This window comes from Pseudoalteromonas sp. C8, assembly GCF_011378685.1.
Lineage (GTDB): Bacteria > Pseudomonadota > Gammaproteobacteria > Enterobacterales > Alteromonadaceae > Pseudoalteromonas > Pseudoalteromonas arctica.
Genome location: NZ_WTKT01000002.1, coordinates 51,079 through 72,839, shown reverse-complemented (window position 1 = coordinate 72,839; position 21,761 = coordinate 51,079). Strand labels below are relative to the sequence as shown.

The following is a 21,761-nucleotide window of genomic DNA, read 5'->3' as shown; positions in this document are numbered from 1 at the left end:
TTATAAATGTTAAGTAGCATTTTCTTCTAATTAACATTTTAAAAACCTAATAAAACCACTAATTTATGCATGACTCTGTACTTTTTTTAACTTAAAATAGCGCCCTCACAGACTACCCTCTTACACCAAAATTTAAGCATACACATAATATGTCCTATTCTAGATCTATTGTGCAGTTTCATTTTTAAAATTAAACCTTAAGGGATCATCTATGGCATCAGATGTAACGTCGGCATCTAGTCAACTTAACAGAACCGCTATTTTACTCGTATTAGCGCTAGGCACATTTATTTTAGGATTATCTGAGTTTTCGATGATGCCTATGCTGCCACTAATTAGCGAAACATTTGGCTCAACGCCATCACAAAGTGGCTATGCAATTAGTGCTTACGCCATTGGTGTTGTAGTGGGTGCCCCTATTTTAATGCTTACCACTGCTAATATGAGAAAGCGCAAAGCATTGCTCATATTTATAAGCTTAATGTTTGTCTCAAACGGATTAAGCGCGATGGCAACGTCGCTTGAGCAGCTTGTAATATTTAGATTTTTAAGTGGTTTACCTCATGGTGCATATTTTGGCGCGGCTATTTTATTAGCATCGGATATTGCCCCAAAAGGTAAGCGTGCTAGCTTTATGTCTAAGGTGTTTATGGGTTTAACTGTGGCCACTATTGTTGGTGTGCCTGTTGTAACACTTGTGGGTCAAAACCTTAGTTGGCGGTACTGTTTAGCCGGCGCTGCAGTGCTTGCATTTATTGCTTTTATTTTTGTTTACAAAGTAGTTCCAAATATAGATAACGCTAAGCCTTCTAACTTACTAAACGAGTTTGGCGTACTTAAAAACAAACTGGTTTGGTCTATTTTGGGTATTGTAATTATTGGCTTTGGCGGGGTGTTTTGTATTTATACTTACATTGCCGACACCATCTTAGTGGTAACAAAAACAGCCCCGTATACTATTTCTATCGCAATGGTAATGTTTGGTATTGGTTGTACGCTCGGTAACTATGTACTGGGTAAAGCTGCCGATAAATCAGCAATTAAAACGACTGGCCTTGCGCTTGTATGTACCATTGTATTTGCCTTTGCTTATGTAACGGCAAGCCATAATATTTGGGCTCTTTACGCAGTGATCTTCTTTATTGGTTGCAGTGTGGGCTTGGCTACGCTGATTCAAACGCTTTTAATGGACGTTGCGCCCGAAGGCCACGCTATGATTGGTGCCTTAGTACAGTGCGCATTTAATACTGCCAATGCTATAGGTCCTTGGGTTGGCGGAATTGCAATAGCGCAAGGTGCTGCACCTAATCAAACAGGTTACGTAGCAGCTGCATTGTTTTTAGGTGGTTTGGGTATGTGGCTATTAAGTTACTTACAACTAAACAAACAGCAACCAACAGCGCAAGCTACTAATTAACTTGAGTTCAGATTAATTTAAAATACAAAAAGAGCCGCTAATTAGCGGCTCTTTTATTTTTAATTTACCTAGGGCCTGTTGACCTTTCAGGATTAAAATTTGTTCAATCTAGGGGCGATTTAATCGCGGCGTGAGGTTTGTAACCTAGTGGGCTCGATAACTGCTCCTGCGTTATTCTACTGGCTTACATCCATGTAAGAATAAGTAAAAACCGAGCAACAAAGAGTAAATTGCCCCTAGAAAGAACCCAAAGGGCAGCGCATGTTTGGCATTTATGCTGCGTTATCGCCTACTTACGGGGAATAACCACACTACATAGGCTCTGCCTTGCCTAAATACCAAACAGTCTGCTGCAAATTTAACCTCGAAAGATAAACAGGCCTTAGTAAATTAAGCGTTTAACGATGCCATATCAATAACAAAGCGGTATCGTACGTCAGACTTTTCCATACGCTCGTATGCTGTGTTAATTTCGTCTATGTTGATCATTTCGCACTCAGGTAGCACGTTATTTTCACCACAAAAGTCGAGCATTTGTTGCGTCTGTGCAATACCACCAATAAGTGAGCCTGCAATACGACGGCGACCCATTAACAGTGGCACCGTGCTTAGCTCATCTACAGGACCAACTTGGCCTACAATAACTAAAGTACCATCTACATCAAGTAGTGGTGTGTAAATAGATAAATCATGTTTTACAGGTACCGTATCTATAATGACGTCAAAGGCAGATTGCGAGTCTTTCATTTCGTCATCATTAGATGACACTAAGTAGTGCTGAGCACCCAATTTAACCGCATCATCTTTTTTAGACTCACTACGGCCGATTACCGTAACGCTTGCGCCCATTGCAACTGCATTTTTAACGGCCATATGGCCAAGTCCGCCTAGACCAACAACACCCACACGGCTACCTTTTTTTACGCCCCATTTATGAAGTGGCGAGTAAGTAGTAATACCTGCACAAAGTAGCGGTGCTACGCGAGAAAGGTCTAAACTTTCTGGTACGGAAAGTACGAATTCTTCGCGTACAACGACATGTTTAGAATACCCACCTTGGGTCATTTCACCACTAATGCGGTCTTTGCCTGCGTAAGTACCAATCATACCTTCGCGGCAAAATTGCTCTTCGTCGTTATCACATTGATCGCAGCTTTGGCACGAATCAACCATACAACCAACAGCAACCGTGTCGCCTTGCTTGTATTTTTTAACGTCGCTACCTACCGACATAACTTTACCAACAATTTCATGCCCAGGTACTAATGGGTAGTCACTGCCACCCCAATCATTTCGTACGGCGTGTAAATCTGAATGGCACACACCACAGTATAAAATTTCAATTTCTACATCGTTATTTCGTAAATCGCGGCGCTCAAAAGAAAATTCTGTCAATTCAGAACCTTGGCTTTTTGCTGCATATCCTACTGTTTTCATAATAACTCCATAGTGGTTAAAAATTTAAATCATCAACAGCATAGTACATAGCCTGTGAATAGAACCTGACAATATAAAATAGGCACAAAAAAAGCCCAAACAGTGTTTGGGCTTAATCGTTAGGACTAGGGAGCTAAATTTAATTATTTTGCAAGTAAGCTGTTTAATTCATTAATAATTGAATGAATGCGCTCTGCATTTTTTCCTAAATCACTACGCCCTACTCGCGACTTACTACGAATATCAACAAAACGTTGGCTGCCTTCATCTTTAATACGAATTACCACATCGTCTTTAAAACCAAACCACGTTGTTGTATCGGTAGCTTCCACAATACCTGTAGCCGTATTTGCACTTACCAATGCAAAGCCAAGATTTTTAACTGCTTGTTCGCTTGCTGTCATTAAATCGGCTTTAGATTGTGCAAAGCTTAACGTTACCAGCTCCGGGTATGCTTTGCGTTGCTGTACTGCCGTTTCTTCACCCGCGTATTCTACTGGGTTAGATGCATTTGCACGTAGTGGTGCAATTGCTACAAATTTTGGTGGATTAACTAAATCAGTTGAAATGTCATGAATTGCCGGTACACCTTCAGCCTTGTTCATCATATTAAGTGGCATAGCAATAGCCACAACCGAAAATACAAGTGCAATAACACCACTGCTTAGCGTTAACGTTTTACGCATAAATAACGCTTGTACTATAAGTAGCACCAATGCAGCGCCACCAGCATAAACGCCAAATTTAAACCCCGTAAACGCAACACCTAATTCTACAATACCAAATTTATACAAAGGCCCTGGCAGTATGACGAGTAAAAAAGCGATTAAACTAACTAAGCTCACTAAAACTTTCATTTTATGATTCCTATATTGTGTGTGATTTTTATTATTAAAACAGATAAGCACTATTAACCAGTAGCTTATACTACTAACAAGTACTTTTAGATTACTATTAGCGACTAATTACACAAAAAAGTCCAATGTTGTGTGATCAAAGTTACTCAAGTTTGGAAAAATATCAACAAGTTCAGAGCTTGGCACACCAAACCACTGAGCCAATGTGGCAAAGTACTGCTCATTAGCAACACTTGGAATTAAACGCCCGCCACCGGTATCTTGTGGGCCATCCAAATGTTGAGTTAGTAGCTCGCCATATATATTGCCGCCTTTTACTGCGCCGCCCATTACTATTTGGTTTCCTGCCCAACCATGATCAGTGCCATCGCCATTTGAGGTCAACGTGCGACCAAAATCAGACATAGTAAACGCAGTCACTTTATCTGCCATATCAAGCTCTTTCATCGCGCTATCAAATTCACTTAACCCTTGAGCTAACGTATTTAATAAAGCAGGGTGCGTTGTTAATTGGTTATCGTGCGTATCATACCCCCCCATAGAAACAAAAAACACTTGGCGCTGAGTGCTCAATTTTGCCTGTACGCTAATTGTTTTAGCTACTGCTGCAAATTGCTCACTAAGGCTATTATCGCTAAATGGGGTAATAAGTGCAGGCGCGCTTTCTAACGCGCTGTTCATTGCTTGAGTGTTATTTATCGCACTTGTTAAGCCATTGGCATAAGCTGTACTTAACGGATGGCTCGTATTGCCTAGTAAGCGGTTCATAATAGAAGTTACGTGCTCGCTACGAGGTTGATACCCTCCAAACGCGTTAATACTACTAATGCCACTTTTGTTAAGCGCAAATGCATTGCTAGCACTTCCCGTTTGCCATAAATTGGTACCGTCGAGTGATACATTAGCTGCAAACTCATCTTGTAGCTCTAAACGTTCTAAAAGTCGTGCGCCCCACCCGCTATTAAGTGATTGTTTTTCTCGACCATACATCCACGCAGCTTGCTGATCGTTATGCGAAAACAAATGCTTAGGCAAACCTATTGTTTTATTTTTATAGTCACTCAATGTTGTGGGAGCGAGTAAAGTACCTACCCCACCTATAAATGCTAAATTTTGAGATTCAAACACATTTTGTATAGGTTCAAGTGAGGGATGAATACCGACTCCACCGGCAAACTGGCTTTTAATACTTAACTCAAGTGGGCTCTCTACCGCTAGGTTTTGCCTACTTTGCTCGTAAACACTACGTTGCTCGCCTTCAAGCGGAACGAGCATATTTAACGAATCATTCCCCCCGTATAAATACACACACACTAATGCTTTGTAATCACCTAGCTCAACAGCATTAGTCGCTCCAGTTAATGCTTGTAATTGCAGGCTCGTTAACGCGGCAGCCGATACACTGCCTTTTACACATAACGACAAAAACTCTCTTCTATTAATGCTCATTATGCGCTCCTAATACTGCACGTTAAATTCAGGTGAAATAGCAATCATATATAATAAATACGAAACCCGTTCACGGTATTGCTCTTCATTAAAATAGGCATCTAAATCAAATAATGCTTGGCGTGTGTCACTGCTCATTGCGCCTGCAAAATATAGCGTGTTGTACTGAGTTAATAGCGCGCTAACACCGTTTTTCTCTAACACATTCATATCGTCTTGAATATAAACATAAATACCATTTGAATTTAAATCACTGTGCGCTTCTGCGGTACTCCACACTAAACTTGCGTAAAGCGCGTTCATAGTGCCAATCAGCGTTGCATCGTTTGCTATTTGTAACTCTGGTGCAACAATACCTTCATTTCGCAAAGCTGCGGTTTGATAATCAGGCCTAAAAAAGTTAAATACCGAAGCCGACTGCATGGGCCCTTGCCCGTAGTTATTTATTAAATTCCATGTTTTATAGTAACCAGCCAAAGATTTAGCATCGAGATTTCGCCAAAACTGTACAGTTTTTAAAATAGGCTCTTTAATTTTACCTTGGTAATTAAGCACTGAGCCAAAATGCCGAGCTTCGTCATCTAAATAAATAGCCTTTACTACAGCCGCTAAATCGCCGCGAACACCAGCACCGTTATCAATAAATACATTAGCTACTCGCTCAACGTATTGGGGTGTTGGGTTTGAGGTAATTAATCGCTGAATAAGTTGCTTAGTAATAAATGGCGCAACATTTTGATGATTAAATAAATTATCGAGCGCTATTTGCAATGACTCTTCTGCTGCGTAACCTTGTGGTATAACCTCGCCATTTAGTAAGGTTTTTTGTTTACTAGAATGGTACTCGTCAAATGCTTCCATTGGCTTAATATAATCACGACTTTTGCGCTTAAATGTTTCACTATCGGCAAACGTCCAACCTGTAAATACGCGTGCAAAACCCTCTATTTCTGACTGTCCGTAAGTGGCAATGGTATTACCTTGTGCATCAAGCTTGGCGCTGCCATCCAGGTTTAGCTCTTCAAGGCCAATAGTAAATAACTGCATTACTTCACGTGCGTAATTTTCGTCTGGGCGAATATTAAGTGCATCGTCTGCTTTTTCGTTACCCAAATGGCTTAAATAAGTTCCCATAATAGGCGAAAGCGTCACATCTTCGAGTAAGTCACGATAATTACCAAAGGCATGCTTTAGTAGCAAATCGTAATAAGTGATCATGCCCTCAGGTTGGCCTCTTAAGGCACTGTTTTCATCCGACACTACTAATATTTCACTTAACGCAAATGCAACACGTTGACGAAGTTGATCGTCACTTTGCATTACTGCTTTCCACCATGCATCTATGCGGCTTATGTATTTAAAGTCGTCATCGTCATTTAGCTTTACTAAATAATCACGGTGATAATTAATAGGTAGCGCTATTTGTTTATCAAGCCATTGCTGCTCGCTTAAACCTTGTGCGTTTTGTATTTCACTAAACTTAGGCCCCATTGTTGCTTGGTGTAGTAACCGTGCGGCGCTAATCTCATCCATATTATTGCGCGCTATAAAGCTCAGCGTTTTTACACTGCTTGCTCCTTCATTGTCGGTTGCTGTGACCGAAAAAGCGTAATTAACAGGCTTATAACTTTGTGCATTTAGCAGTGTTACTGAGGTGGTTACTGCCTCTAAAGGCCCGCTAATTAGTTCAGGCCCTTGCGTTTGTTGCCATACAACCGATGTAATAGTGCCGTCTTTATCACTGGCTGTTGCTGTTAGCTCAATTGTTTGGCCCTTACTTAATTCACTAGGAATATCAGCGACTGACAAAATGGGGATTTTATTTCCGTTAACGGTTGGCGTATCATCTGAGCCTGAACCACCGCAAGCGCTTAGTATAAAAACAGTGCTTGTGATCAGAGCAAATTTATAATGCATGTAAAGTCGTCATCATTTGTTAATTAAAGTACGTTAGTGTGTACCGAGTTTGATGCATTTATTGAAACACAAAATTTACAATTTAACTCTTTATTTTTTGTAACCGAATCATGAACGCCCCATTAATAATGCACTAGCTGCAGGGGTAAACAGCCAGAGCTTTATTATTTATGAAAACAGAAATTCGCTATTGTTTTGAATCTTCACAAGTTGCTAACCGGTTTTTACACGAGCTGAAAGACTGGCCGGTTAACGATGTAAAAACACGACTTTTTAATGGCGGCGATAGTGTAAAAGTGACATACGAATACGACGAAAGTGGTTTTGATTACACTTGCGCCGAACTTGACGACCTAGCACAGAGCCATAGCGGGAAAGAGGTTTAAGCGTTTTATAATAAAAAACAGCTGATGCATCTTTAATAATTCACTTGAATTATATAGATTTGATTGATGTTTTATCTCTACCTGAGTTTTTCGCTTCGTAAAGCATTATGTCAGCTTCTTTAATTAGTGATTGCATAGACACATTATTACTACTTAAGGTTTCTTTTGTAGCAAATACACACCCAGCACTAATTGTTAAATATTCACGTACAGGCGACGCTTCATGAGGTAGATTTAATTCCCTAACCGCCAAAAGCAATTGCTGAGATATATCTACAAACTCTTCATAAGAAAGCTGTTTAAAGAATAATATGAACTCTTCGCCGCCATAGCGCGCCACTGTACCTGTGTTTTGCTTAGCTACTTGCTTTAGTTTTTGGGTAAGAGCTTGTAAAACGTTGTCTCCGCCTTGGTGACCATAAAAATCGTTATAATTTTTGAAATGGTCTACATCAAGTAATATTATTCCAAAGGCATTTTTTTGCTGTTGAGCCTGTTCCCATTGCGCCGCAATAATTTCGTCAAAGGCACGCCTGTTGTAAATTTGGGTTAACCCATCAATTTTACTTATTTTTTCAAGCTTAAAATTTTGATCTTTAACTTGTTTAATTAATGCATTAAACCCGCTAATTAAAACGCGCATTTCTAAAAATTTATTACTGAATCTCAGAGGCTGTAAATCGTTTTTAACCAACATTGAATTGATAGCGGACGCACCGTTAATAAGTGGTTCAATAAAGTAACGATTTACAATATAGAAACTCAAAAGTGACATTACAAAAAACATTAACAAAATAAGTTTTAAATAGTGATCAAATAAAACTGGCAGTGTTTGATGGTGGTGCTTAATGTTCAAAGCAATAAGTGGATTACCGTTTATATCTAGAATCACCCTTTTCCTTTGAGTGGCAATGTCCTCTCCTTGGAGGCTCCCTTTAAGCGTCGCAATATCGTTTAAAGAACTAGCCTGTTCTATTTGTAAGTAGCTAAGCTCCACTTGTGCAATCTCAGCTAGGGACTTGATCAACGACGGTCTTACTTTTTTTATAAAAACAATACTACCAACAGGCTCACCTGTTTTATCTGTTCGCTTTATTACATGCGATGCAAACATGACAGGGCCGTCCGCTGTTTGCAAAAAACCAGAATGGCTTAAACTGTTGTCGTCTTCAGAGGCTTTTGAATTAGGAATAATTGCGCGGTTTAATTTATTAACCTGTAAATCTAAATCAGGCGCATCAAACTCAGTATGTTTAATATAATCATACGCTTGCCCGTAAATCATATTAAAGTTTATATCGTAGATAAACACACCATCAATTTTGAGAGAGTAGAAGGTGTCACCCACAAAGTTTGAATCTACATATTCTACGTCAAAATCAGCCATGTAATTATAGGTATCGTCCCATACGGCGTAGTCATAATTGAGTGTTTCTAAAAATATAAACTCTCTATCAAGCGCAATTTTAAGACTTAATAATTCACGATTTTGATAATCTTCAATACTAGTGTTTATGGTCGGCAGGCTAAAGAAATAGCGGTACCCAACTAATAAACTTGTTACAAAGCACATTAAAATCAAAGTACCTATTATTACAAAAAATCTTAATGTCATAGTCTCTATCTAATCGTGTAAAATTAAGTCAAAGTAGCTTACATTTTTATATTTTAGACTCCCTGTACCTAAATAATTAGCTTCTTACTAAAGCGTAGTATAAATTCATGAGCAGGAATAAACAAAGTTTACTATTAAATTTTATAGCGTTAAAACTTTAGCCCTTTCAATAATATATTTAATATAGACATAAAATTATACCAATACGCTTAATTAAGTGGTCTATTTTGAGGGCGGAAAAACGTGTTGATAGCTAGGCAAAAAATTCGCTATTTAGTTGTTCTAAATGAGAATTTTTTAACGCAGGTAGCGACACGTTTAGCCCCGCAAAATGATTAAGTATTATTGCGGATTGGTATTACACATTTAAAGTAGTACAAAAAGCTGAAATTATTCCACGACAGAAAATTCAACTTTTGATGGAGACGAACTCGCAAGCTCCAGTACTTCGTAATAATTTAAACCATCTATTTTTTTGCCAATAATAAAGTAATTCATTTCCCCCATCATGGTCGGGTCGCCCATAATATCGTCTAAGCTTTGCACGTCAGAAAATTGAATTGCGATTAAAGCGCCTAAAAAACGCATGGAATCTTGAGGCTTTAATGCTTTTAAAACTTTATTAACTCCCACTTGAGTTGTCTCTGGTGTGGAGCCATCAAATCTAAAATCACTTTTTGTACTAACGCATGCACTAAGCATTAATATTGATAGTGCGATAAGTAAATGTTTCATATATATCCTTATTTGTTATTCGTGATACTTGCGGATCATCGCCACTTTACCGTTTTCAACTTCTATTACTTCCATCATTGTGGAGGTGTATTCTATTGGCTGCTTACTTTGCGGGTGAATGCCCTTTGCATGACTCTTATAACGAATAGCAAAGCCTGTATCGTTAAATACAAATGTATTAAGCAGTGTGCTTTCAAACAATGTGTGCGCACCTAAGTAAAAACTCATACCTTTGCGCATTTGCTTTTTACCATCTGGAGTACGTGAGTCATCCGGTTGATACGGAATATGCTGATTGCCAATATCATCGGTTAACAATACAAGATAAGCCTCAAGCTCTTTAGCACCTGCGTTAGGTGCTTGTGTGGCGGTCATTGTTTTATAGTACTGCTGCGCAAACGCATTTAAGTCGAGTGGCTTTTCAGCATAAGCCGAAAAAGCAGTTACTAAGGCCAAGCCTAACGTTAAAAGTAGCTTCATCACTTACTTCCCTGTAGTTAAAAATATTGATTCATTTATAGGTACACTATATTAATACGCTCAATAATAAAACAAATAACTTTAAGTAACTAACATCTACATTTTGCTCTTAACTCTATTCGTTGCAACGCTGTTGGCAGGGTCGTCTGGCCAAAAATGCTTAGGGTAACGACCTTTCATTTCCTTTTGCACATCGCGGTAACTGCTAGCCCAAAAGTGTGCTAAATCTTGAGTAAGTTGCAGTGAGCGTTTACCTGGCGATAGCAACTCCATAAGCAGTGGCAGTTTACCGTTGGCAAGCATAGGCGTACTGGTCAAGCCGTAAACTTCTTGCATACGCACACTTAGCTTTGCGGGGCCATCAAGCTGGTATTCTATTTTTATATTTGAGCCACTTGGCACCGTTAAGCGCAGTGGTAACAGTGCTTTTAACGTGGTTTGTTGCTGCCAATCAAAACAGTTTTGTAATGCTTCAAAGTAGTTAAACTTTTTAAGCTGCGTGAGCGTTTTAATATCTTCTAAAAACACACCTAGCCACTGCGCTGCATTTTGAATAAGTTGTTGCTCGTTTATTTGCGGGAATTTATCGGGCATTAAATTACTTGCTAGGCTCATACGTATCAGCAATTGCTGCGCATCAGGTTGCTCGTTAAATAATGCAAAACCGTGTTTAGCAAATAAGCTAAGCCACGCTTTAGCTCGCTCGCTCTTATCTAGTTTTTGTTTACTAGGCTGGCTTCTGAGCGTTATAGCCCCGAGCTTTACTTCATCTTGATGAATAAAGCGCGCTGACTTTTCATCAAACTCACAACGAGTAAGTTCACTAAATAAATGCGGTAAAAATTCTTGTAACTCAAGTGGGTTAAGCGCGGTGGCTGCAAATATACGCCCACCTTTGTGCCCGCCCATGGTTGCTATGGCTAAGTAATCGTCGTTGTGCCAGTAATCGGCATTTAACTCAGCCCCTGCACCATTGGCGAGTAAATAACCATTACCCCGTTTTTTAGCAATACGATCGGGGTATGCCAATGCCACCAGCAAACTTATATAATGCGTATTTAATTCGCTGTTTTCGTCTTTTACTTTTAAGCGGCTTTGCCAATACTTTAGCTGTTGTTTAAATACCGGATGCGGACGTTGCTGTTGGCTATGCAGCGCTAAACTCAACTCGTTTGCACTGTTTACTCGGCTCTCAAATAATGCCACTAAATAAATAGCGAGCCTAAAAATACCTGGGAGTTGGTCATCAAGTATTTGTGCTTTTAAGAGCATATGCGCCAAACGAATATCAGCACCAAAACCTAACATTTTACTGCCAAGCGGTGTGAGCTTACCTTTGCTATCAATAGCTTCTAGCATATTAAGTAAATTACTTGCTTGCTCGCCTTGTTGCTCAGTGGGCTTATCAAGTAGGGTTAGCTCATCAATACTGGCTCCCCATTGCTTTGCCTCAAGCATAAGTTGGCTTATGTCTGATGTGAGTATTTCGGGATTGTCGTGGCTATTACGTCGCTCAAAGGTTTGCTTTGAGCCAATTCGATAAACAATGCCCGGCTCTATTCGCCCTGCACGTCCTGCACGCTGCACAGCAGATGAGCGCGATATACTTTGTGTTGTGAGCTCAGTAACCCCTGTTTTTAAATTAAAGGTAGCTGCACGGCGCTTGCCGCTGTCAATTACAATGCGTATGCCTTCAATAGTTAAACTGGTTTCGGCTACATTGGTGGTAAGCACTACTTTGCGCATACCGTTTGGTGCAGAAGCAATAGCGGCTTGCTGATTAGCTTTATCTTGCTCGCCAAATAGCGTTGCGACTTGGCAGTTACTAGGTAAATCGGTGAGTGCTTGTTGCACGCGTAGTATTTCAAATTGCCCAGGTAAAAATACCAATGCGCTACCTGTTTGCTCATTAAGTGCTTGTTTTATTATGCTAGGAATTGCATCAAGCCAACGGCTTTCATCTTTTATGGGTATGTATATTTCGTCTATTGGGTAGCTGCGACCGCTCGATTGAATTACAGGGCAGTCAAAAAACGCTGTATAACGCTCAGTATCTAGCGTTGCCGACATAAGCATAATGGTTAAATCTTCACGCAGCGCACTTTGGGTCTCGAGCGCAAAGGCAAGTGAGGTATCGGCTGCAATTGAACGCTCATGAAATTCATCAAATATCAGTAAATCAATATCGCTTAATTCGGGGTCGTTTTGCAACATGCGCGTTAGCATGCCTTCGGTGACTATTTCGAGGCGCGTATTAGCGCTTACTCTACTCTCGCCCCTAATCCGCAAGCCCACACTTTGCCCAACACTCTCGTTTTGGCACTTTGCTAGGTAGCTGGCTATATTACGAGCAGCTAAACGGCGAGGCTCTAGCATTACAATACGTTTAAAATGCCCATCGCGCATTAGTTGCAGCGGCAACCACGTAGATTTACCCGCACCAGGCGGCGCTTGTAATAACGTAATAGGATTACTTTGTAATGTAGTAACGAGTTGTTGATATATGTCTTGAACCGGCAGCACAGCTATTTACCCTAAATTGCTTTGCAGGCATTGTAACAAAAAACCAAAGCCTAGCTGCGGTTGATGTTTATTAATAATTGCTATTAACTACCAGATACCATTCTAATTCGATCTGCAGGCACTCGTAATTGATCCATTAAGTAAATTTTAAATGAGGCTTCGTAAGGTTGCTCATCAACCGCTTTTTGCATGCATAAAAGCCATGCATCACTTTGCTCAATTCCTACATGTAGATGTTTGTGCGCTTGAGGTATGTTAATACTGCCAAAATGTTCAGCGTATAATTTAGGACCACCTAACCAGCCCGACAAAAAGTAAGCGAGCTTTTTTCGCGATGCCGATAAATCTTTTGAATGCATACTCCTTATATTTTCAGCCTCTTTTAAAGCGTCCATATTATCGTAAAACGCATTCACCAATTGTGTAATACCTGCTAACTCACCTGCCATTTTGTATGAGCAGTCATCCACTCCGTATTCACACGTTTTTGTATTCATAACTCACTCAGGTTAACTACTTTGTTTAATACCTGCATATTAGCTTAAAACAAAAATTTAAGAATGAGTTACATCAAAGCGGCGTAACTTATGTCAGCAATAATTACAGGCTGCTATGTATATTTTTTAATAAATAGCGCAATATTAAAAACAAAATCGCTCAACATAAAAATATAACCAACTGATAATAAAAACAATAAAACCATTATTATTCATTGGTACAAGGCTTGCTACTTTATAACTGACAGTTAATTCACTAACCTAAAGTAAGGATAAACTTATGAACAGCGATCGTATCGAAGGTAATTGGAAAGAACTTAAAGGTAAGGCTCAACAAAAATGGGGCGATCTTACCAACGACGATTTAGATAAAATTGAAGGTAGCCGTACAGAGCTAGTTGGTAAAATCCAGCAGCAATACGGTAAATCTAAAGAAGAAGCAGAGCGTGAAGTTGATGAGTTTGAAAAAGGTCGTTAAACCGCGTTAACCGCTTTTAAAAAAACCGCCATTTGGCGGTTTTTTTGTTTAAGCTGTAGGTTATTTAGCTACGCTTTTAATTGGTTACCAATCGGTAACTGCCTAATACGCTTTCCGCACGCTGCAAAAATAGCATTACATAATGCTGGCGCATAAACCGGTGTAGATGGCTCGCCTACCCCTGCTGGTGGTGCATCGCTTTGTACAATTTCAACTTCAATCTCAAGAGGTGCGTCGCTCATACGCGGTACGCGATAATCATGAAAATTACTTTGCTGTACGCGCCCTTTATCAAAGGTAATACCATCGCTGATTGCAGTTGTAATCCCATAAATAGAGCCACCTTGGGTTTGGTTTTTAACAGTGTCGGTGTTTACAACAGTACCCGCATCAATGGCAACCCACGACTTAATTACTTTTAAATCGCCAGCATCCGACACTTCTACTTCAACTACCGTAGCTACGTAAGTTAAAAAGCTTCTGTGTGCTGCTATTCCTAAACCTCGACCTTTAGGAAGCTCTCGCCCCCATTTACTCATGTCAGCTACTTTTTCAATAACATGGCGCAGTCTGCCAATATCTAAAGGATAAACCGCTTTATCGCCACCGTAATTATCGTATGTGGCATTTTGCTCAGTTACATCAACAATGCGACTCGGACCTATAGTGTCTAGTAAATAGTCTTTTTGGTCGCGACCGGCTTTGTGCGCTGCTTCGCCAATAAATGACTGAATAGCAAAGGCATGAAAAATATTTGATACAGAACGCATCCAACCAATTCGTGCTTTGGCTTGCGCATCACCGTTTTCTAACTTCATGTTAGGTGTGTTAATAGGGTTATCGGTAAATCCTAAGCGCAGTTCAAAGCTTCCTGGCGTAGTCGCCCCTTCTGAAAAGGTAGAGGTAATAGGTGAAAACGCGGTGCGATGTAAATACGATTCTATTGCGCCATTTTTATCTAGTGATGCTTCAATGTGCTGAGCCGAAACTGCATGGTAAAAACCATGTTGTATGTCGTCTTCACGCGTCCATTGCACACGAATAGGCTTGCCTACTTTCATTGAAAGGTAAGCTGCTTCTGCTGAAAAGTCAGGTTTTGACTTACGCCCAAAGCCGCCTCCTAACATGGTAACGTTAACGTTAATTTTGCTCTCGTCCATGCCAAGCATTGCCGCCACTGTTTTCATATCGGCTTGTGGATTTTGCGTAGCAGCCCATATATCAACACTATCTTTGTTGTACATAGCTGTTGCACAAGGCGGCTCCATTGGTGCTTGAGCAAGGTGCGGTGCGTAATAATCAGCTACGAGTTTATTGCTCGATTTAGCCAACACGCCCATGGCATCGCCTTTATCACGTATGTTTGCCTGTGGAGTTTGTACTGTTTTTAGTAATGACTTTTTAAATTCTTTTGAATTGTAATCGCCATTTTTGCCATCATCCCACACGACATTTAATGCTTTACGCCCTTGCCATGCAGCCCATGTGTTTTTAGCTATAATCGCAATGCCACCTTTTGGCTGAAACTGCGGTGCGCCTTTTGGTGCAGGTATTTCAATAACATCTATAACGCCGTTTATCGCTTTTGTAGCACTGGCATCAAACGACTTAACAACACCGCCTACTACCGGCGGGCGTTCAATTATAGCCACCAGCGCTTGTGGTTCGCGTACATCGGCTGCAAATATTGCTTTACCTGTTACTAAATCGGCTAAATCTATGTGCGCCATGCCGGTATTTATATAGCGCCATTCTTTGCGGGTTTTAAGCGTTAGTTTGTCAGCTTCTGGTGGCGTTATTGTAAGCGCTAAGTCGATTAAATCTTTATAAGTAAGCGATTTACCTGAGCTGTGTGTAACAACGTGTTGATTAGCAGTACAGGTTTGTGGATCAACTTTCCAAAACTTAGCGGCAGCGTGCTGCATCATGTAACGTACACTTGCGCCCATTTCACGCAGGCGCTGCATGTTGTAGCGAATACTGCGCGAGCCATCGGTATTTTGATCGCCGTATTTAGGGTCGCCCTTACCCTGAATAACAATAACCTTATCCCACGCGGCTTCCATTTCATCGGCAACAATTTGTGCAATCGCGGTGCGAATTTGCTGACCCATTTCAGAGCGATGGCAGGTTATTTCAACCATGCCGTCTGGGCGCAGTGCAATAAATAAGTTTGCGCGTTTTGCCAGCTCAGATGGCTGCTCTAACACACCCGCAAATGCTCTTGGCGCACTGCCTACAAAATAAGTACCGAGTACCAACGCACCTATTGCACTGGTTTTTAAAAACTTACGGCGGTTTAAATCAAAGTATTTGTTATCTTGGTTCATACTTCTTCCCCTTGTTCATTTGGGTCAAAATACTGAACACTCGCCATTGTTTTAGCGGCCGACTTAATCGCTTTATGAATACGCGGGTAGGTACCACAACGGCAAATATTGCCCGACATATTACTTACTATTTCATCGTCGGTAGGGGTTGGGTTTGCAGCTAATAAGCTTGCAGCTTGCATCATTTGGCCGCACTGGCAAAAACCACACTGCGGTACTTTATGCTCAACCCATGCTTGTTGCACTGGATGGTCGCCCTGCTCGCTTAACCCTTCAATTGTTGTAATTGAAAGACCCGCTACTGCCGCTACAGGCAATACACACGAGCGCTGAGCTACCCCATCAATATGCACGGTACACGCACCGCACTGAGCCATACCACAGCCAAATTTAGGCCCAGTTAAATTCAATTCGTCTCGGAGATACCATAATACTGGCGTTGACGGATCGCCAGAAAACTCATGTTTATTACCATTAATGGTAAGCGTGATCATACTAAACTCCTTGGCAAAGCGCTTTACAGGAGGGTTCCTTGTTGCGCGAGAACTATTTTTAATTACTTACTATTTTATACTTACTACTTTTAGCCTACCACTTAGATCTGTTTTATAAAAACACTAATTATTAGAACGTTTTACTGTTAAAAACAGATCTACATTATCAAGCATACTAAAACATACATTAATGAGTGCTTATAACATCTTCAAATAGTAATCGCTCATCGTCTTTATAAACTTCAAGCCAACCTGGTGGTGATGTATCGCAGCCAATAATAGTTACTTGTAGCACATAACTATAGCGACCATTTTTAAACGTATAATGATGATTCCCGCCGCTCCCCTCAAATGTAATATCGCCATTTAGTAAAACCATATCAGGCTTGTCGCTTGGTTTTTTATTAATACCCCACACCGCATACCGAAAATTATGCTCGCCTAAATCATCAACGCGAACATGATAGTTAGCCGTTTTCCAATCGAGTACTGGTTTTTCAAAAGTATTAATACTTGCGTGCAAGGATTGCTTACCTTGTTCGATTAAGCTTTTAGCAAGTGTCTGCTCTTTAGCATTTTGAGTATTTATACCGATAATTTTACCGCCGGTATCAACCCACATCACGCCGTTATTTAGCATAATGCCGCGCCAACCAACTTTATCCCAATCAGTATCAATTTTTGAACTGGCAATAACTGCGGTGAGTTCATCATTAAATACTTCATCAAAGCGGTTAATAAACTCAGCTTCATTTTTAATGTCAGGTATCGGATATCGTCGTTTTAGCGGGTAATAAACAAGCGAGGCAATAGCTGCTTTATCGTCACTTTCAAAGGCAGCAATAACAGGCAAAACGAACTCGTGATACTTTTGCTCAAGCGCGAATGTGTTTGATGTGAAAAGTAGGCATAACCACAATACTATGTGGTTATGCCATTCAAAGTTGAACCTGTTCTTCATTTATAGTCCTTCATTTAAAGGTTTTAATATAACGAAACTAATTATATTTTTAGTTTTTCTCTTAACCCTGCAGGAGATAAATATCTAATAGCTTTGCTTTTTTTACTTTTCGTCGCAATTAAAAGATCTGCATCAACTAATCCATTTAAATATGTTCTTGCTGTGTTCTCATTAATATCAAATTCTATGGAAACCTGTTTAGTAGTAAATATTTTACCTGGATGCTTTACAGCTTCTTTGAGTAACTCTAATTGACCTCGCTTGAAGTTCTTTGATAGAGGGCTTTTTTCGATCCATTCCATGAATTGATAAAATTCACTTTTTTTAGATTCTATGTGAGTATTTAATGAATTAACCGCTTTCATGACAACATCAACTTGATGATAAATAAAGTAAGTTAAGTCAAATTCGTCTGTTTCTGTGTAAACAAATGCTGCATCATAATCACTTCTCTTTTCTTGGATTAGCTTACTAATTGACACATATTCAAATAACCAATAACCAGAACTGAGCATATACCAATAAAAAATAGCTCTGGCGGTTCTTCCATTCCCATCCCCAAAAGGATGAATGTAACCGATCATGAAATGTAAAATAATCGCTTTAACTAATGGATGTATAAACGTGTCGCTATTAGCCCCATCATGCTTTTCATTTGCAAAATCACATAAAGATAATAACCTTTCCTTTAAAGAAGAGAAGCATGGAGGTGTATGCGCTAATTCATTGTAGAGGTTTGAAACTGCTATATCATTGTCTTCTCTTAAAGCTCCTGAAATCGCATCATTATCAATAGCTTTATATGTAGCAATTGCATGAAGCTCCAGTATTAGCTCTATAGAAAGAGCTTCATCTTTTCTCTCTAGTGCTTTTTTCATCAAAAGGTAATTATTGAAAATCATTTGTTCAGATTTATCGATAGGTTGCCTTTTTGTTTCAAGCATTTCTTTCGCTATTTTCCTCGTTGTAGATGCGCCTTCGAGTTGAGAAGATGTTATTGCTTCTTCCATCATTAAGCTCTTAACCAGGTACCTATCTTTTTCTTTTGTAGTAATAAATGAACCATCACCAATTGCATGCCCACCACCAGATAATTTATCGATCTGATGAAGTAATGCATGAAGTGAATCTGGAATACAGTAAGTGAATTGTTTATTTTTTTCTGCAACTAATGATATTTTTTTTGATATAGTTTTCCTTGACAGCTTCGTAGCTACCCAAGCAGCTTGTTCTGATATATCTTTAGGTATACGCCATATAAATTTATCCCAGTGGAGATATTTCCCTTCTGAATTTGTAGGACCAAACTGCCCTAAAAGTGGGATAAACTCATCAGAAGGTGTAATAGATAGTAACTCGTTTAATGGTTTGGGAACTCTAATTCTCGCCATAGTAAAACACCTAAACTTAATTTTTATATAATGAGTTTACTTATAATTAAAAACTCGTCAACGTAAAAAAACAAATTTAAGTTTAGGTAAATAACTTTATACCAAAAACGAGCCTAACTCGGCTCGTTTTTGTTTTACTGATAGCTGACCGCTGCTTTCTTACTCCGGATCATACCCCAAGTTAGGTGACAGCCAACGTTCAGCTTCTTCAAGCGTCATATTGGTTCGTTTAGCGTAGTCTTCTACCTGATCCTTTTGTACTGCTGCTACTGCGTAGTATTTAGCTTCTGGGTGTGAGAAGTACCAACCTGAAACAGCAGCACCTGGCCACATGGCGTACGAGCTAGTTAGCTGCATGCCAATGCGTTTTTCGGTGTCGAGCAACTGCCAAATTTTCTTTTTCTCGGTGTGCTCTGGGCACGCTGGGTAACCTGGCGCTGGGCGAATACCTTGGTAGTTTTCGCGTATTAGCTCATCGTTTGCTAGGTTTTCGTCTGGTGCAAAACCCCAATACTCTTTACGTACTTTTTCGTGCAGGTATTCTGCAAACGCTTCTGCGAGCCTGTCGGCAACCGCTTTAATCATTATTTTGTTGTAATCGTCTTGCTGTGCGTCAAACGCATTCGCTAAGTCGTCTTCTTCTAAACCGCCCGTTACTGCAAATGCGCCAAAATAATCTGGTGTACCTTTGGGTGCTATATAGTCGGCTAGGCAGTAGTTAGCAAAGTCGGTTTTTTCGGTTTGCTGACGTAAATGGCACGAAGTAGTTAATATTTCTTTGCGTGTTTCGTCGGTGTATATCTCTATGTCATCACCCACGCGGTTAGCCGGGAATAAACCAATTACACCACGTGGTTGCAAACTGCCTGCTTTTTCAAGGTCATCTAACATATCGTTAGCGTCTTTAAATAAGCTTTGCGCTTGCTCGCCTACTACTTCATCGGTCATTATGCGCGGGTACTTACCGGCAATTGACCACGTCATAAAGTATGGCGTCCAATCTATGTATTTACGCAAAGTGGCAATGGATACGTTTTTAAATTCAGTCACGCCCAGCTTTTTAGGCACTGGTGGCGTGTAGTTATCCCAATCAAGCTTTGCTGCGTTATCACGGGCACGCTGGATTGTAACAGGCTTAGAACGTGGTTTTTTACGCGCTTGTTGCTCACGTACTTTTACATATTCAGCTTGGGTTTTTTCTAAAAAACCAGGCTTATGCTCTTTTGATAATAAATTAGATACTACACCTACCGCACGGCTGGCATTACTTACATACACTACGCCTTTGTCATATTGCGGCTCAATTTTTACTGCGGTGTGCGCTTTAGAAGTAGTTGCGCCACCAATTAGTAGCGGAAGTTCAAAACCACGGCGTTTCATTTCTTTTGCTACGTGTACCATTTCGTCAAGCGATGGGGTAATTAAGCCCGATAATCCAATAATATCGGCTTTTTCGTCGATTGCGGTTTGTAATATTTTATCAGCCGGTACCATTACACCTAAATCGATTACTTCATAGTTATTACATTGCAGTACAACACCCACAATATTTTTACCTATGTCGTGTACGTCACCTTTTACGGTCGCCATTACTATTTTACCGTTAGTTGAGCCTTCTTCTTTTTCAAGCTCAATGTATGGGTCTAGGTAGGCCACGGCTCGCTTCATTACGCGCGCCGATTTAACCACTTGTGGTAAAAACATTTTACCTGCGCCAAATAAGTCACCTACTACGTTCATGCCGTCCATTAACGGCCCTTCAATTACGTGAATAGGTTTAGCTGCTGCGGCGCGGCATTCTTCGGTATCTTCATCTATGAATGTAGTAATACCTTTAACAAGCGCGTGCTCAAGGCGTTTTGCAACAGGCCATGTGCGCCACTCTAAATCTTCTACTCGCTCGGCTTGCGCCATACCCGAGTATTTTGGTGCAAGCTCTACTAAACGCTCGCCTGCGCCAGAGTCGGTGTTAAGTATTACATCGGTAACGGCTTTGCGTAACTCTTCTGGTATATCGTCGTAAACGGCTAGTTGCCCCGCATTTACAATACCCATGTCCATACCAGCTTGAATAGCGTGATATAAAAACACCGAGTGAATGGCTTCACGTACGGGGTTATTACCCCTAAACGAAAACGATACATTTGATACACCGCCCGACACTTTACAGTGCGGCAAATTTTGCTTAATACGGCGAGTGCCTTCAATAAATTCTACGGCGTAGTTATCGTGCTCTTCAATACCGGTGGCTACGGCAAATATATTAGGGTCGAATATAATATCTTCTGGCGCAAAGCCAATGTCTTCTACCAATATTTTATAACTGCGCGCACATATTGCGAACTTACGGTCTGCCGTGTCGGCTTGCCCGTCGGTATCAAACGCCATTACAACAGCGGCTGCACCAAAGCGTTTTATTATTTTAGCTTGGCGAATAAACGGCTCTTCGCCCTCTTTTAGCGATATTGAGTTAACAATTGCCTTGCCTTGAATACACTTTAAGCCTGCTTCTATTACTTCCCATTTTGAGGAGTCGACCATAATTGGTACGCGAGAAATATCAGGCTCTGAGGCTATTAAGTTTAAAAACTTAACCATGGCGGCTTTTGAGTCCAACATGGCTTCGTCCATGTTTATATCAATAACCTGTGCGCCATTTTCTACTTGTTCGCGTGCCACTGTTAGCGCGGCTTCAAAGTCTTCTTCCATGATTAAACGTTTAAACATGGCAGAACCCGTTACATTGGTACGTTCGCCGACATTAGTAAATACTGCTATTTGTTGGGTCATGCTG

Annotated in this window: 17 protein-coding genes; 3 read left to right on the top strand and 14 right to left on the bottom strand. The window is 40.4% G+C overall.

The features are described 5' to 3' along the window. The first annotated feature begins 211 nt into the window (after nt 1–211). Nucleotides 212–1,417: an MFS transporter gene (locus tag GQR39_RS02265; RefSeq protein ID WP_165734707.1), complete on the top strand. Its 1,206-nt coding sequence runs from the start codon at nt 212–214 to the stop codon at nt 1,415–1,417. A 390-nt stretch (nt 1,418–1,807) separates the two neighbouring features. On the opposite strand, the gene GQR39_RS02260 is transcribed toward GQR39_RS02265, so the two are convergent. The 4 genes from GQR39_RS02260 to GQR39_RS02245 all read right to left on the bottom strand — a co-directional run bounded on the left by GQR39_RS02260 (nt 1,808) and on the right by GQR39_RS02245 (nt 7,077). After that, nucleotides 1,808–2,854 (bottom strand): NAD(P)-dependent alcohol dehydrogenase, encoded by a 1,047-nt coding sequence (locus GQR39_RS02260; RefSeq protein WP_165734706.1) that lies wholly within the window; start codon nt 2,852–2,854, stop codon nt 1,808–1,810. 143 nt (nt 2,855–2,997) lie between these two features. Continuing rightward, on the bottom strand, nt 2,998–3,711 hold the full coding sequence (locus tag GQR39_RS02255) for a DUF1499 domain-containing protein (protein WP_010555166.1): 714 nt from the start codon (nt 3,709–3,711) through the stop codon (nt 2,998–3,000). Nucleotides 3,712–3,819: 108 nt separating this feature from the next. Beyond that, nucleotides 3,820–5,160: a DUF1501 domain-containing protein gene (locus tag GQR39_RS02250; RefSeq protein WP_010555167.1), complete on the bottom strand. Its 1,341-nt coding sequence runs from the start codon at nt 5,158–5,160 to the stop codon at nt 3,820–3,822. 9 nt (nt 5,161–5,169) lie between these two features. Then, a complete protein-coding gene (locus GQR39_RS02245) occupies nt 5,170–7,077 on the bottom strand; it encodes a DUF1800 domain-containing protein (RefSeq protein ID WP_165734705.1) in 1,908 nt (635 codons plus the stop codon). Between the two features lie 170 nt (nt 7,078–7,247). Between GQR39_RS02245 and GQR39_RS02240 the strand changes: the two genes are divergently transcribed. After that, entirely contained in the window at nt 7,248–7,463 is a 216-nt protein-coding gene (locus tag GQR39_RS02240) for a hypothetical protein (RefSeq protein ID WP_024593535.1), read from the top strand. A gap of 49 nt (nt 7,464–7,512) precedes the next feature. Here GQR39_RS02240 and GQR39_RS02235 read toward each other — a convergent pair whose 3' ends face one another. The 5 genes from GQR39_RS02235 to GQR39_RS02215 all read right to left on the bottom strand — a co-directional run bounded on the left by GQR39_RS02235 (nt 7,513) and on the right by GQR39_RS02215 (nt 13,313). Continuing rightward, nucleotides 7,513–9,078 (bottom strand): diguanylate cyclase, encoded by a 1,566-nt coding sequence (locus GQR39_RS02235; protein ID WP_240918166.1) that lies wholly within the window; start codon nt 9,076–9,078, stop codon nt 7,513–7,515. A gap of 390 nt (nt 9,079–9,468) precedes the next feature. Then, the gene (locus GQR39_RS02230) at nt 9,469–9,813 is read right to left on the bottom strand and encodes a DUF6694 family lipoprotein (protein WP_024593533.1); all 345 of its coding nucleotides are present in this window, start codon (nt 9,811–9,813) and stop codon (nt 9,469–9,471) included. A gap of 15 nt (nt 9,814–9,828) precedes the next feature. After that, a complete protein-coding gene (locus GQR39_RS02225; RefSeq protein WP_165734704.1) occupies nt 9,829–10,293 on the bottom strand; it encodes a nuclear transport factor 2 family protein in 465 nt (154 codons plus the stop codon). A gap of 96 nt (nt 10,294–10,389) precedes the next feature. Then, complete coding sequence (gene hrpB, locus GQR39_RS02220) at nt 10,390–12,816, bottom strand: ATP-dependent helicase HrpB (protein WP_165734703.1); 2,427 nt, start codon at nt 12,814–12,816, stop codon at nt 10,390–10,392. Nucleotides 12,817–12,899: 83 nt separating this feature from the next. Next, nucleotides 12,900–13,313 (bottom strand): group II truncated hemoglobin, encoded by a 414-nt coding sequence (locus GQR39_RS02215; protein ID WP_165734702.1) that lies wholly within the window; start codon nt 13,311–13,313, stop codon nt 12,900–12,902. A gap of 280 nt (nt 13,314–13,593) precedes the next feature. Here GQR39_RS02215 and GQR39_RS02210 point away from each other — a divergent pair, with 280 nt between their 5' ends. Then, a complete protein-coding gene (locus tag GQR39_RS02210; RefSeq protein ID WP_007581220.1) occupies nt 13,594–13,791 on the top strand; it encodes a CsbD family protein in 198 nt (65 codons plus the stop codon). Nucleotides 13,792–13,859: 68 nt separating this feature from the next. On the opposite strand, the gene GQR39_RS02205 is transcribed toward GQR39_RS02210, so the two are convergent. The 5 genes from GQR39_RS02205 to metH all read right to left on the bottom strand — a co-directional run bounded on the left by GQR39_RS02205 (nt 13,860) and on the right by metH (nt 21,757). Further along, on the bottom strand, nt 13,860–16,121 hold the full coding sequence (locus GQR39_RS02205; RefSeq protein ID WP_165734701.1) for a molybdopterin cofactor-binding domain-containing protein: 2,262 nt from the start codon (nt 16,119–16,121) through the stop codon (nt 13,860–13,862). Further along, nucleotides 16,118–16,615, bottom strand: a complete 498-nt coding sequence (locus GQR39_RS02200) for a (2Fe-2S)-binding protein (RefSeq protein WP_002958127.1) — start codon at nt 16,613–16,615, stop codon at nt 16,118–16,120. Before GQR39_RS02200 ends, GQR39_RS02205 begins: the two co-directional genes overlap by 4 nt. A 187-nt stretch (nt 16,616–16,802) precedes the next feature. After that, nucleotides 16,803–17,576: a hypothetical protein gene (locus GQR39_RS02195; protein WP_165734700.1), complete on the bottom strand. Its 774-nt coding sequence runs from the start codon at nt 17,574–17,576 to the stop codon at nt 16,803–16,805. Between the two features lie 41 nt (nt 17,577–17,617). Continuing rightward, nucleotides 17,618–18,967 carry a Fic family protein gene (locus GQR39_RS02190; protein WP_010555175.1) on the bottom strand — a complete coding sequence of 450 codons (1,350 nt, stop codon included), beginning with the start codon at nt 18,965–18,967 and terminating at the stop codon, nt 17,618–17,620. A gap of 159 nt (nt 18,968–19,126) precedes the next feature. Next, the gene (gene metH, locus GQR39_RS02185; RefSeq protein WP_165734699.1) at nt 19,127–21,757 is read right to left on the bottom strand and encodes a methionine synthase; all 2,631 of its coding nucleotides are present in this window, start codon (nt 21,755–21,757) and stop codon (nt 19,127–19,129) included. Nucleotides 21,758–21,761: the final 4 nt, after the last annotated feature.

Excerpts from the sequence above, each read along its gene's own strand:
- GQR39_RS02265 (WP_165734707.1), top strand. The coding sequence starts at position 212 with ATGGCATCAGATGTAACGTCGGCATCTAGTCAACTTAACAGAACCGCT.
- GQR39_RS02260 (WP_165734706.1), bottom strand. The coding sequence starts at position 2,854 with ATGAAAACAGTAGGATATGCAGCAAAAAGCCAAGGTTCTGAATTGACA.
- GQR39_RS02255 (WP_010555166.1), bottom strand. The coding sequence starts at position 3,711 with ATGAAAGTTTTAGTGAGCTTAGTTAGTTTAATCGCTTTTTTACTCGTC.
- GQR39_RS02250 (WP_010555167.1), bottom strand. The coding sequence starts at position 5,160 with ATGAGCATTAATAGAAGAGAGTTTTTGTCGTTATGTGTAAAAGGCAGT.
- GQR39_RS02245 (WP_165734705.1), bottom strand. The coding sequence starts at position 7,077 with ATGCATTATAAATTTGCTCTGATCACAAGCACTGTTTTTATACTAAGC.
- GQR39_RS02240 (WP_024593535.1), top strand. The coding sequence starts at position 7,248 with ATGAAAACAGAAATTCGCTATTGTTTTGAATCTTCACAAGTTGCTAAC.
- GQR39_RS02235 (WP_240918166.1), bottom strand. The coding sequence starts at position 9,078 with ATGACATTAAGATTTTTTGTAATAATAGGTACTTTGATTTTAATGTGC.
- GQR39_RS02230 (WP_024593533.1), bottom strand. The coding sequence starts at position 9,813 with ATGAAACATTTACTTATCGCACTATCAATATTAATGCTTAGTGCATGC.
- GQR39_RS02225 (WP_165734704.1), bottom strand. The coding sequence starts at position 10,293 with ATGAAGCTACTTTTAACGTTAGGCTTGGCCTTAGTAACTGCTTTTTCG.
- GQR39_RS02215 (WP_165734702.1), bottom strand. The coding sequence starts at position 13,313 with ATGAATACAAAAACGTGTGAATACGGAGTGGATGACTGCTCATACAAA.
- GQR39_RS02210 (WP_007581220.1), top strand. The coding sequence starts at position 13,594 with ATGAACAGCGATCGTATCGAAGGTAATTGGAAAGAACTTAAAGGTAAG.
- GQR39_RS02205 (WP_165734701.1), bottom strand. The coding sequence starts at position 16,121 with ATGAACCAAGATAACAAATACTTTGATTTAAACCGCCGTAAGTTTTTA.
- GQR39_RS02200 (WP_002958127.1), bottom strand. The coding sequence starts at position 16,615 with ATGATCACGCTTACCATTAATGGTAATAAACATGAGTTTTCTGGCGAT.
- GQR39_RS02195 (WP_165734700.1), bottom strand. The coding sequence starts at position 17,576 with ATGAAGAACAGGTTCAACTTTGAATGGCATAACCACATAGTATTGTGG.
- GQR39_RS02190 (WP_010555175.1), bottom strand. The coding sequence starts at position 18,967 with ATGGCGAGAATTAGAGTTCCCAAACCATTAAACGAGTTACTATCTATT.
- metH (WP_165734699.1), bottom strand. The coding sequence starts at position 21,757 with ATGACCCAACAAATAGCAGTATTTACTAATGTCGGCGAACGTACCAAT.